Annotated in this window: 2 protein-coding genes; both read left to right on the top strand. The window is 74.1% G+C overall.

Features of this window, described 5'->3' with window-relative positions:
• Positions 1 to 3,500 (top strand): SDR family NAD(P)-dependent oxidoreductase (locus tag AS857_RS36650; protein WP_144440937.1); only part of this gene is annotated, 3,500 nt, incomplete at its 5' end.
• 46 nt (positions 3,501 to 3,546) lie between these two features.
• A complete protein-coding gene (locus AS857_RS36645; protein ID WP_058047815.1) occupies positions 3,547 to 13,617 on the top strand; it encodes a type I polyketide synthase in 10,071 nt (3,356 codons plus the stop codon).
• Positions 13,618 to 13,652 lie beyond the last annotated feature (35 nt).

Below are 13,652 nucleotides of genomic sequence, written 5' to 3'. Positions count from 1 at the left end.
CGCGCCGTGCCGCCGTGTCGTCCTTCGGTGTCAGCGGCACCAACGCCCACACCATCCTCGAACAGGCGCCGCCGGCACCGGCCGAGGAAACCATCACCACACCGGCCCCGGCCCTGCTGCCGTGGGTGCTCTCCGCCAAGAGCAGCGCAGCCCTGCGCGATCAGGCGCGACGACTGCTGTCCTTCGTGAAGGACGGCATGTCACCGGCCGATGTCGGCTTCTCGCTCGCCACCACCCGGAGCACCCTGCGCCACAGGGCAGCGGTCATCGGCGAGAGCTGTGACGACTTCCGGCGCGGACTGGGCTACCTGGCCGCCGGAATGCCGTCGCCCGGAGTCGTCCAGGGCCGGCCGGGAGGCAAGACAGGCTTCCTGTTCTCCGGCCAGGGCTCGCAGCGCATCGGCATGGGTCGTGAGCTGTACGAGGCCTACCCCGTCTTCGCCGAGGCCTACGACGAGGTGTGCGCGCGTCTGGATGCGCCGGTGGACGTCGACTCGGAGGAGCTGAACCGGACGGGTTCGACGCAGCCCGCCCTCTTCGCGATCGAGGTGGCGCTGTTCCGGCTCCTCGAATCCTGGGGCGTGCGGCCGGATTACGTGGCCGGTCACTCCGTGGGCGAGATTGCGGCCGCGCATGTGGCCGGGGTGCTATCGCTCGACGACGCGGCGAAGCTGGTCTCTGCCCGTGCTGCGCTGATGCAGGCGCTGCCCTCTGGCGGGGCGATGGTGGCGGTCCAGGCGACCGAGGACGAGGTGTTGCCGCATCTGACCGACGGGGTCGGCATTGCGGCGATCAACGGGCCTCAGTCCGTGGTGATTTCCGGCGCCGAGGACAGCGTGCTGGAGATCGCCGAGGTCTTCACGCAGCAGGGTCGTAAGACGTCGCGGCTGAAGGTGAGCCATGCCTTCCACTCGCCGTTGATGGACCCGATGCTGGAGGACTTTGCCGAGGTCGTCCGCGGCCTCACCTTCAGCGAGCCGCGGATCCCGGTGGTCTCCAACCTCACCGGCCGCCTGGCCGAGCCGTACACCCCCGACTACTGGGTCCGGCACGTCCGCGAAGCGGTCCGCTTCGCCGACGGCATCCGCACCCTGCACGACCTGGGTGTCACGACGTTCGTGGAGATCGGCCCCGGCGGCGTCCTCAGTGGAATGGCGCAAGGCTGCCTGGACGAGGCCGTCACCGTGCCCGCCCTGCGCGCCGACCGCCCCGAGCGGCAGGCCGTCGTCACGGCCCTGGCGCACCTGCACACGCACGGCGTCCCCGTGGACTGGACCGCGTTCTTCTCCGGTGCCCGGACGGTCGACCTGCCCACGTACGCGTTCCAGCACGAGCGGTACTGGGTGGACGCGCCGGAGACCGCTGCTGCTGCGGCCGTGGCGGACCCGGTGGATGCGGAGTTCTGGGAGACCGTGGAGCGCGAGGACCTGCAGGCCCTCGCCGGCACCCTCGACATCCGTGCCGAGGACGCGTTCAGCGACGTCCTGCCGAGGCTGTCGTCGTGGCGGCGGCAGCGCAAGGAGCAGTCCACCGTGGACGGGTGGCGCTACGGCATCACCTGGAAAGGGATCCCCGACCCCGAGAGCCCGGCCGACCGGAACGGTGTATGGCTGGTTCCGGTCAGCGCTGCGCAGCTCGGCGACGACTGGGTCGCCGCCTGCCTCCGCGGGCTGACCGACCGCGGCCTGGCTCCGCTGCCGGTCCCGGTCGACCCGGCCACCGGCCGCGACGACCTGGCCGCGCAGCTCGCCGGGGCAGCCGGTGACGAGACCGTGGCGGGCGTCCTGTCGCTGCTCGCCGTCGATGGCGAGCCCGCTCCGGCGGCCGCGGCGCTGACCACCGGCGTCGCGCTGTCCGTCCTGCTCGTCCAGGCCCTGGGCGACGCGGGCGTCGGCGCCCCGCTGTGGTGCGCGACCCGGAACGCCATGGGCGTCGGCCCCGCCGACGAGGTGGCGGACGCCTTCCAGTCCCAGGTCTGGGGCCTGGGCCGGGTGGCGGCGCTGGAGCACGCGCAGCGTTGGGGCGGTCTCGTCGACCTGCCCGGGACGATCGACGACCGGATCGCCGGCCGTCTCGCCGCGGTGCTCGGCCAGTCGGCCGAGGACCAGGTCGCGATCCGCGACCGCGGGGTGTTCGGGCGGCGTCTGTCCCGTCTGCCCGCAGGCAGGACCGGCCGTTCCTGGTCGCCGCGCGGCACGGTGCTGATCACGGGTGGTACGGGTGCGCTGGGCGGCCATGTCGCCCGCTGGCTGGCGGGCGCGGGCGCCAAACACCTCGTGCTGACCAGCCGCCGGGGCCTCGATGCGCCCGGCGCCGGTGAGCTGAAGTCCGAGCTGGAGGAGCTCGGCGCCCGTGTGACGGTCGCGGCCTGTGACGTGGCCGACCGCGAGGCGCTGGCCGCGCTGCTCGCCGAGCACCCGGTGAACGCCGTCGTCCACACGGCCGGCACCGCCGAAGCGGGCATGCTCGCCGAGACGAATCTCGGCGACTTCGCAGCGACGGTCGCCGCGAAGGCCCTCGGAGCCGTACACCTCCACGAACTGCTCGGGGACCGGGACCTGGACGCCTTCGTCCTCTTCTCCTCCATCTCCGGGGTGTGGGGCGGCGGCGGGCAGGCCGCGTACTCGGCCGCGAACGCCTTCCTCGACGGCCTGGCGCAGCACCGGCGGGCCCGGGGCCTCGCCGCGACCGCGATCGCCTGGGGCCCGTGGGGCGAGGGCGGGATGGTCGCCGACGCCGGGGACGAGGAGCGGCTGCGGCAGCGCGGTCTGACCGTGCTGCGGCCGGACCGGGCGATCTCCGCGCTGCACGGTGCGCTGAGCGACGGCGACGGCGCGGTCACCGTGGCGGACGTGGACTGGGAGCGGTTCATCGTCCCGTTCACCGTCAGCAGGCCGAGCGTGCTGCTGAGCGAGCTGCCCGAGGTCAGGGACGCCCTGGCCGAGGAGCCCGCCGAGCGGGCCGCGGAGCCGTCCGCGCTGCAGGAGAAGCTGTCCGGGCTCTCCGAGGGCGAACAGCAACGCCTGCTCGTGGACACGGTCCGCGCGCACGCGGCGGCCGTCCTCGGCCACAGCGGCACGGCGGCGGTGGAACCGGACCTGGCGTTCCGGGACCTCGGCTTCGACTCCCTCACGGCGGTCGAGCTGCGCAACCTGCTCACCGCTGACACCGGCCTGACCCTGCCCGCGACCCTGGTCTTCGACCACCCGACGCCCGAGGCGATCGCCCGGTACCTACGGACCGAACTGGCCGGCGGTACGGGTGCGGCCGAGGCATCGGTCTTCAGCGAACTGGACCGGCTGGAGTCGGTGATCTCGACGGCCGCCTCCGCCGAGGAGACGGTCCGGTCAGGGGTGCGGAGGCGCCTGCAGGAGCTGCTGGCCCTGGTGAACTCCGCCGGGGAACAGGGAGCGGAATCCGCTGACGCACAGCGGCAGCTCCAGGACGCGACGATCGACGACATCTTCGATCTGATCGATCAAGATCTAGAAAATTCCTAGTTCTTGGCGCTCTACCTTTAACGACAGCCGAGGACGGACGGGGCGGATGAGCAGCAACGAAGACAGGCTTCTCGAGTATCTCAAGCGCGTCACCGGGGACCTTCGCCAGGTCCGGGAGCGCCTTCGCGAGGTCGAGGAGAAGGACCAGGAACCCATCGCGATCGTCGGCATGGCGTGCCGGTATCCGGGCGGGGTGCGCTCGCCGGAGGACCTGTGGCAGCTGGTGGTCTCCGGTGGCGACGCGGTCGGGGAGTTCCCCGCGGACCGGGGCTGGGACGTGGAGGACATCTACGACCCGGACCCGGAGGCGTCGGGCAAGACGTACGCGCGGCACGGTGGATTCCTCTACGAGGCGGGGGAGTTCGACCCGGGGTTCTTCGGGATCTCGCCGCGTGAGGCCGTGGCGATGGATCCGCAGCAGCGGTTGCTGCTGGAGACCACGTGGGAGACGTTCGAGCGGGCCGGCATCGACGCCGAGTCGGTGCGGGGGAGCCGCACCGGTGTCTTCGTCGGCTCCGGCTACCAGGACTACGTCAACCTCCTGCTCGGCGTGGCCGGCGAGGCCTCTGACGGCCACGTCGGGACCGGCAACTCGGCCAGCGTGATGTCCGGCCGCATCGCCTACACCTTCGGCCTGGAAGGCCCGGCGGTCACCGTCGACACGGCGTGCTCGTCGTCGCTCGTGGCGCTCCACTGGGCGATCCAGGCGCTGCGCAGCGGCGAGTGCTCGATGGCGCTGGCCGGCGGTGTGCAGGTGATGACCACACCCACCGCGTTCGTGGAGTTCAGCCGCCAGCGCGGACTGGCCCCGGACGGGCGGTGCAAGCCGTTCGCCGCCGCGGCGGACGGCACCGGCTGGGCCGAGGGTGTCGGCATGCTCCTGGTGGAGCGGCTCTCCGACGCCCGCCGCAACGGGCACCGGGTGCTGGCGGTCGTGCGCGGCAGCGCCGTCAACCAGGACGGCGCGTCCAACGGCCTGACGGCGCCGAACGGGCCCGCGCAGCAGCGTGTCATCCGCCAGGCGCTGGCCTCGGCCGGTCTGTCTCCCGCCCAGGTCGACGCGGTGGAGGCGCACGGTACGGGTACGACGCTGGGCGACCCGATCGAGGCGCAGGCGCTGCTGGCGACGTACGGCCGGGAGCGGCCGGAGGGACGGCCGTTGTGGCTGGGGTCGCTGAAGTCCAACATCGGTCACTCGCAGGCGGCGGCCGGTGTCGGCGGCATCATCAAGATGGTCATGGCGATGCGCCATGGCGTCCTGCCGCAGACCTTGCACGTCGATGAGCCGACGCCGCACGTGGACTGGACCGCCGGTGACGTCCGGCTGCTGACTGAAGCGATGGACTGGCCGGAGTCGGACCACCCGCGCCGTGCCGCCGTGTCCTCCTTCGGTGTCAGCGGCACCAACGCCCACACCATCCTCGAACAGGCGCCGGCCCAGGACGAGGAGCCCGCAGGGGCTCCCGCCACCGGCCCCCTGGCGTGGGTGCTCTCCGCCAAGAGCGACGAGGCGCTGCAGGCCCAGGCGGCCCGGCTGTTGTCCGTCACCGACGGTGACGTATCGCCGACGGACGTCGGAATGTCGCTGGCCACGACCCGGGCGGCCCTGCGACACCGGGCCGCGGTGGTGGGGGAGAGCCGTGAGGAACTCCTCCACGGTCTGCGTGACTTGGCCGCCGGTACCCCGTCGCCCGGTGTGCTGCTGGGCCGCCCGGCGGGCGGCAAGACCGGGTTCCTGTTCTCCGGCCAGGGCTCGCAGCGCATCGGCATGGGTCGTGAGCTGTACGAGGCCTACCCCGTCTTCGCCGAGGCCTACGACGAGGTGTGCGCGCAACTGGACGCGCCCGTCGACGTCGATGCGGAAACGCTTCACCAGACCGGGTGCACCCAGCCCGCGCTGTTCGCGATCGAGGTGGCGCTGTTCCGGCTCCTCGAATCCTGGGGCATCCGGCCCGACTTCGTCGTGGGCCACTCCGTGGGCGAGATCGCGGCCGCACACGTGGCCGGCGCGCTGTCGCTCGCCGACGCGGCCAAGCTCGTGTCCGCCCGTGCCGCGCTGATGCAGGCGCTGCCGGCCGGCGGTGCGATGGTCGCCGTGCAGGCCACCGAAGAGGAGATCCTGCCGCACCTCACCGACGAGGTGAACATCGCCGCGGTCAACGGGCCGCAGTCGGTGGTGATCTCCGGTGACGAGACGGCAGCCCTGGCGGTCGCCGCGGCCTTCGCCGAGCAGGGCCGAAAGACGTCCCGGCTGAAGGTCAGCCACGCGTTCCACTCGCCGCTCATGGACCCCATGCTCGACGAGTTCGCCCAGGTGGTGCGCGGACTGACCTTCGAGGAACCGCAGCTCCCCGTCGTCTCCAACGTCACGGGCCGGCTCGTCGACGCGTACACGGCCGAGTACTGGGTCCGGCACGTCCGCGAGGCGGTCCGCTTCGCCGACGGCGTGCAGACCCTCGCCGACCTCGGCGTGACGACGTTCGTGGAGATCGGCCCCGGCGGCGTCCTGAGCGGCATGGCGCAGGGCTGCGCGGACACGGCCGTCACGGTTCCGCTGCTGCGCGCGGACCGTCCCGAGCGCCAGGCGCTCGTCACGGCTCTCGCGCAACTGCACACCCACGGCGTAGCGGTGGACTGGAACGTCTTCTACTCCGGTGCGCGGAAGACCGACCTGCCGACGTATGCGTTCCAGCACGAGCGGTACTGGGTGGACGCGCCGGAGGCCGCCGCTGCCGCAGCGGTGGATCCGGTGGACGCGCAGTTCTGGGAGACCGTGGAGCGCGAGGACCTGCAGGCCCTCGCCGAGACCCTGGACGTCGGTGCCGAGGACGCGCTCAGCGACGTCCTGCCGGCGCTGTCGTCGTGGCGGCGGCAGCGCAAGGAGCGGTCCGCCGCAGAAGGCTGGCGCTACCGCGAGTCGTGGAAGCGCCTGGGCGAGCTCGCGCCGGCCGGCCCCGGCGGCACCTGGCTGCTGGCCGTGCCGGAGGAGGAGAACGAGCAGATCGCCGCGGTCCGCACCGCGCTCACCGCCCGCGGCGCCGATGTGCGGACCCTGGTCGTCGGCTCGGCGAGCGACCGCGCAGGGCTGGCCGGGGAACTGGCCGGGCTCGGACCCGTCGACGGCGTGCTGTCCCTGCTCGTCACCGACGACCCCGTGCTGCCCACCCTGCTGCTCGTCCAGGCCCTGGGCGACGCGGGCGTCGACGCCCCGCTGTGGTGCCTCACCTCGGGCGCGGTGGCCGTCAGCGCTTCCGACGCCGTACGCAACGCACGGCACGCCCAGGTCTGGGGACTGGGCCGCACGGTCGCCCTGGAGCTGCCCCGGCGCTGGGGCGGCCTGATCGACCTGCCCGAGACCGTCGACGAGCAGGCCGCCGCACGCCTCGCCGGAGTGCTGGCACAGGCGCGGAGCGGCCGGTGGGACGAGGACCAGCTCGCGGTCCGCGCCTCCGGCGTCTTCGCCCGGCGGCTCGCCCACGCACCGGCCCGCCCGGCCACCGGCCGCTGGCAGCCCCGGGGCACCGTCCTGATCACCGGCGGTACGGGTGCGCTGGGCGGCCACGTCGCCCGCTGGCTGGCGCGCAACGGCGCCGAGCACCTCGTCCTCGCCGGCCGCCGGGGCCCGGACGCGCCGGGCGCCGCCGCCCTGCGGGCCGAACTGGAGGCCCTCGGCGCCCGCGTCACCGTCGCCGCGTGCGACGTGGCCGACCGCGACGCCGTCGCCGCCCTGCTCGCCGAGCACACCCTCACCGCCGTCGTGCACACGGCCGGAGTCGCCGACGCCGGCATGACGGACGCCACGACGCCGGCCGCCTTCGCCGCCGCGCTCGCCGCGAAGGCCGGCGGCGCGGCCCACCTGGACGAGCTGCTGGGCGATCAGGAGCTCGACGCCTTCGTCCTCTTCTCCTCCATCTCCGGCGTCTGGGGCAGCGGCGGCCAGGCCGCCTACGCCGCCGGCAACGCCTTCCTGGACGGGCTCGCACGGCAGCGCCGTGGCCGGGGCCTCACCGCGACCGCCGTCTCCTGGGGCCCCTGGGCCGACGGAGGCATGGTCGAGGACGGGGACGACGAGGAGCGCCTGCGCCGCCGCGGGCTCCGCGCGATGACCCCCGACTCGGCGATCACCGCCCTGCAGCGCGCACTCGACCGCGACGAAACGCTGCTGACCGTGGCCGACGTGGACTGGTCGCGCTTCATCGTGCCCTTCACCCTCGGCCGCCCCAGCCCGCTGCTCGGCGACCTCCCCGAGGTGCGCGCGACGCTCGCGGAGGACGCCCCCGGCACGGGCCCCGGCTCCGGGGCGCTCGCCGGGAGCCTGGCCGGGCTGTCGCCCGAGGACCGCGAACGCGCCCTCGTGGACCTCGTGCGCACGCACGCCGCCGCCGTCCTCGGCCACCGCGGAGCGGGCGCGGTCGAGGCCGACCGGCCCTTCCGGGACCTCGGCTTCGACTCCCTGACCGCGGTGGAGCTCCGCAACCGGATCAACGAGGCGACCGGCCTGGCCCTGCCCACGACCCTGGTCTTCGACCACCCCACGGCCGCGGACCTCGCCGCCCACCTGCTCGCCGAACTCACCGGCGGGGAGGACCCGGAAGCCACGGCCTCGGCCGCCGCCGCCGTACTGGACGAGCCCATCGCCATCATCGGGATGGCCTGCCGCTACCCCGGCGACGTGCGCTCGCCCGAGGACCTGTGGGAGCTGGTCGCCTCCGGCCGCGACGCGATCTCCCGCTTCCCCGGCAACCGCGGCTGGAACGTCGAGGCGCTCTACCACCCGGACCCCGACCACCCCGGCACCACGTACACCACCCAGGGCGGATTCCTGCACGACGCGGACGAGTTCGATCCCGCCGTCTTCGGGATCAGCCCGCGCGAGGCCGTCGCCATGGACCCGCAGCAGCGCCTGCTGCTGGAGACCACGTGGGAGGCCTTCGAACGCGCCGGGATCGCCCCGCACACCGTGCGCTCCACTGCCACCGGCGTGTTCGTCGGCTCCGGCTACCAGGACTACACCGCCCGCCCGCTCAAGGTGCCCGACGGCGTCGAGGGCTACATCCCCAGCGGCAACGCGGCCAGCGTGATCACCGGCCGCCTCTCCTACGCCTTCGGCCTGCAGGGGCCGTCGGTCACCGTCGACACCGCGTGCTCGTCCTCGCTGACCGCCCTCCACCTCGCCGTGCAGGCACTGCGCAACGGCGAGTGCTCCATGGCGCTGGCCGGTGGCGTGATGGTGATGGCCGGCCCGTCCGCGTTCACGATGTCGAGCAGGCAGCGCGCGCTGTCCGCCGACGGCCGCTGCAAGGCGTTCTCCTCGACCGCCGACGGCACCGGCTTCGCCGAGGGCGTCGGCCTGGTCCTGGTCGAGCGCCTGTCCGACGCGCGCCGCAACGGGCACGAGGTGCTGGCCGTCGTACGGGGCAGCGCGGTCAACCAGGACGGCGCCTCCAACGGCCTGACCGCCCCCAGCGGCAAGGCCCAGCAGCAGGTGATCCGGCAGGCCCTGGCCAACGCCCGGCTCGCCCCGGGCGAGGTGGACGCCGTGGAGGCCCACGGCACCGGCACCAAGCTCGGCGACCCCATCGAGGCCCAGGCACTGCTGGCCACGTACGGCAAGGAGCGCGAAGCGCACCCGCTGTGGCTCGGCTCGCTGAAGTCCAACATCGGCCACTCCCAGGCGGCCGCAGGCGTCGGCGGCGTCATCAAGATGGTGATGGCCATCCGCAACGGCGTCCTGCCGCAGACCCTGCACGTCGACGAGCCGACCCCGGACGTCGACTGGACCGGCGGGAACGTACGCCTGCTGACCGAGCAGACCGCCTGGCCCGACCGGGGCAGGCCGCGGCGCGCCGCCGTCTCCTCGTTCGGCATGAGCGGCACCAACGTGCACACCATCATCGAGCAGGCCCCGGAGACCGGGCCCGCCGCCGAGGACGAGCAGACCCGCGCAACCCCGGACGACACCGCCACCGCCCAGGCCGTGGACGTGTTCCCGTGGGCCCTGTCCGCGAAGTCCGCGCGGGCCCTGCGCGAGCAGGCCCGCCGGCTGCTGAACCACCTCGACCGCACCGAAGACCTCTCCCTGCCCGACGTGGGCCGCGCCCTCGTCACCACGCGGACGCAGCTTGAGCAGCGGGCCGTGGTCGTCGGCCGCGACCGGCACGAACTGCGGGCCGGGCTCGCGGCGCTCGCCGAGGGCGAGCCCGCGGACACCGTGGTCCAGGGCTCCACCACGGCCTCCGGCAAGGTCGTGCTCGTCTTCCCCGGCCACGGCTCGCAGTGGACCGGAATGGCCGCGGAACTGCTGGAGACCTCCCCGGTCTTCGCCGAGCAGGCGAAGGCCTGCGCCGAGGCCTTCGCCCCCTATCTCGACTGGCCGCTGCTCGACGTCCTGCGCGCCGAGCCGGGCGCGCCGGGCATGGCGGACGTGGAGGTCGCCCAGCCCGCGCTGTTCACGGTGATGGTGTCGCTGGCCGCCCTGTGGCGCTCCTACGGAGTGACGCCCGCCGCCGTCGTCGGCCACTCGCAGGGCGAGGTCGCCGCCGCGTACGTCGCGGGGGCGCTGACGCTGGACGACGCGGCCCGGATCGTGGCCCTGCGCAGCCGCACGCTCACCAAGCTCATCGGCAAGGGCGCGATGCTCGCGGTCGCGATGCCCGCCGACCGGGCCCGCGCGAGGCTGGAGAAGTACGGGGACCGGCTGTCGGTCGCCGCCGTCAACGGGCCCGCAGCCCTGACCGTCTCCGGGGAGCCCGGCGCGGTCGACGAACTGCTGGCGGAGCTCGAAGGCGAAGGCGTCCGCGTGCGCAAGGTCCGCGGCGCCACCGGCGCCGGGCACTCCGCCCAGGTCGAGAGTCTGCGCTCGGAGCTGCTGGAGCTGCTGGCCCCGGTCGCGCCGCGCACGGGGGACGTCCCCTTCTACTCCACGGTGACCGGCGCGGTGCTGGACACCGCCACCCTGGACGCCGAGTACTGGTACCGCAACGCCCGCCGCACGGTGGAGTTCGAGCAGACCGTACGGACGCTGCTGGACGACGGGCACGGGGTGTTCGTCGAGTGCAGCCCGCACCCGCTGCTGGCCGGTGCCGTGCAGGAGATCGCGGAGGAGGCAGGCGCCGACGCCGTGACCGGCGCGTCGCTGCGCAGGGACCAGGGCGGCATGGACCGCTTCCTGCGCTCCGTGGCCGAACTGCACGTCAACGGCGTGCACGTGGACTGGACGGTCCCCTTCGCGGGGCACCCCGAACAGCGCGTGGACCTGCCGACGTACGCGTTCCAGCGGCAGCGGTACTGGCTGGAGGGCGCCGACCCGGTGCCCGCGGGCGCCGACCCGGTCGAGGCCCGCTTCTGGGAACTGGTCGAGAACACGGACCTGCCCGGGCTCGCCGGTGAGCTCGGGGCGGACGACGCCGCCCTCATCGGCCCGGCGCTGCCGGTGCTGTCCGCCTGGCGCCGCCGCAGCCAAGAGAAGTCCACGGTGGACGGCTGGCGCTACCGAGTCGCCTTCCGGCAGCTGACCGACGCCCCGGCGGCCCCGGACCTGGACGGCCTGTGGCTCGCCGTCCTCCCCGCCGGACTCGCCGACGAGGAGTGGGCGCCCTGCGTCGTCGGCGTGCTCGGCGCCCACGGCGCCAAGGTGCGGGTCGTCGAACTCCCCGTCGACTGCGACCGCGCGGACGCCGCGAACCGGCTCGCCGAGGAGCTCGGCACCGAACAGCCCGCCGGAGTCCTCTCGATGCTCGGCCTCGCACCCGGCCGGCACCCGGCCCACCCGACGCTGTCCGCGAGCCTCGCCGCGACCGTGACCCTGCTGCAGGCACTGGGCGACCTCGACGTCCAGGCACCGCTGTGGTGCGCGACCCGCGGCGCCGTGTCCACCGGCGCCTCCGACCCGCTGCGCGACGCCGACCAGGCACAGCTGTGGGGCCTGGGCATCGTCGCGGCACTGGAACTGCCCCGGCGCTGGGGCGGCCTGGTCGACCTGCCCGAGGCGCTGGACGAGCACGCACTGCGCCGCCTGGCCGGAGTGCTGGCCCAGCATGACGAGGACCAGCTCGCCGTACGCGCCGACGGCGTGTTCGGCCGGCGCATGGTCCGCGCACGGCCCGCCGACGCGGAGCCCGCCACGCCGTGGCGGCCCCGCGGCACCGTCCTGGTCACCGGCGGCACCGGCGGCGTGGGCCGCAACCTCGCCCGCTGGCTCGCCGGGGCGGGCGCCGAGCACCTGGTCCTGACCAGCAGGAGCGGGCCCGACGCCCCCGGAGCGCAGGAACTGCACGCGGAGCTGACCGCACTGGGCGCCGAAGTCACTATCGCCGTCTGCGACATCGCCGACCGCGACGCGGTCGCGCGGCTGCTCGCCGGCATCGAGGACCGGCACCCGCTCACCGCGGTGCTGCACGCCGCCGGTACGGCACGGTCGTCCATGCTGGCCCACGCCGGCCTCGACGAGTTCGCCGAGGCCGCGGCCTCCAAGGTCACCGGTGCCGTCCACCTGGACGAGCTGCTCGACGGCCGTGACCTGGACGCCTTCGTCCTCTTCGCCTCCGGCGCCGGCGTCTGGGGCAGCGGCGGACAGGCCTCCTACGCCTCCGCCAACGCCTTCCTCGACGCGCTGGCACTGCGGCGGCGGGCCCGCGGCCTGACCGCGACCTCGGTCGCCTGGGGCGGCTGGGCCGGCGGCGGCATGGTCGACGACGCGGTCCAGGAGCGCGGCGAGAAGCGGGGCCTGGGCTTCATGCCCCCCGAGCTGGCCATCTCCGCACTGCGCCAGGCGGTCGAGCACGACGAGGCGGCCCTGACCGTCGCCCCGATCGACTGGGAGAAGTTCCTGCCCGCCTTCACCGTCGGACGGCCCAGCCCGCTGCTGGCCGACCTCCCGGACGTACAGCGGCTCCTGGAGGCCGAGCAGGCCGCCGGCGAGGAGACCGGCGCCGAAGCGGGCCTGGCGGCCGAACTCGCCGGACTCGCCCCGGCCGGGCAGGAGGAGCGGCTGCTGGAGCACATCCGCTCCCAGAGCGCCGTCGTCCTCGGCCACGCGTCGGCCGAGGACGTGCCGCCCACCGCGCAGTTCCTGGAGCTGGGCTTCGACTCGCTCACCGCGATCGACCTGCGGCGGCGCCTGTCGGCCGCGACCGGTCTCAAGCTGCCCGCAGGACTGGCCTTCGACCACCCCACGCCCGCCAGGCTCGCCAAGCACCTGCTGACGCGGCTCGGCGGCGCCGGCCGCGGCGCCGCCGCGGAGGAGGAGAGGCCGGCCGACATGCTGGTGCAGCTCTACCAGCACGCGAGCGAGAACGGCACGGCCGCCGAGGCCATGGGCATGCTCATGGATGCGGCCCGCTTCCGGCGCTCCTTCGAGCGGCCCGAGGAACTGGACCGGCCGCCCGCCCCGGTGCGGTTCTCGCAGGGCGACCGGCCCTTCGCACTGATGTGCTTCTCGCCGTACGTCGTACCGGCCGGGGCGCACCAGTACGCCCGGTTCGCCGCACCCTTCCGCGACCGGATGGACATGTGGGCGCTGACCCACCCCGGCTACGAGAAGGGCGAGCCGGTCCCCTCCGACGTGGAGGCCGTGCTCAGCCTGCACGCGCGGACCGTGCTGGAATGCGCCGGCGGCAAGCCCGTCGTCCTGCTCGGCTACTCCTCGGGCGGCTGGATCGCCCACGGCGTGGCGGCCCGCCTGGAGGCCATGGGCGAGAAGCCCGCGGCCGTGGTGATGGTCGACAGCTTCAGCCGCGAGATCCCCTTCGACCGCCAGGTGCTCAACGCCATGGCCCAAGCGCAGTCGCAGCGCCTGGACTTCATGAGGTCCGGCGGCGAACAGCTCACCGCGATGGGCCGCTACATGCACCTGTTCGACGACTGGGCCGCGCCGGAGATCGCCGCGCCGACCCTGCTCGTGCGGGCGGGCGAGCCCATGCCGGCGGCCGGCGCAACGGACGGCGACGGACGCGCGGCACCGCCCGAGCACGTCGGCACGACCGTCGAAGTGGCCGGAAACCACTACTCGATGATGGAGGACCACGCCGGCACCACCGCGGCGGCGGTGGAGTCCTGGCTGGCGGACATCGTCACGGATCCGTCCGGCCCCGCCGTCCCTCCGGACGCAACGACCTGATGACCGGCCCGCGACCACCGCGAGCACCCCGGACC

Origin of the sequence: Streptomyces roseifaciens (genome assembly GCF_001445655.1) — a bacterium.
GTDB classification, from domain to species: Bacteria; Actinomycetota; Actinomycetes; order Streptomycetales; family Streptomycetaceae; genus Streptomyces; species Streptomyces aureoversilis.
The sequence above is the reverse complement of the archived record's forward strand: the minus strand, read 5'-3'. Positions and strand labels throughout refer to the sequence as shown.

What these genes read in the sequence shown, in the direction of transcription:
- AS857_RS36645 (WP_058047815.1), top strand. Translation starts at nt 3,547, where the DNA reads ATGAGCAGCAACGAAGACAGGCTTCTCGAGTATCTCAAGCGCGTCACC.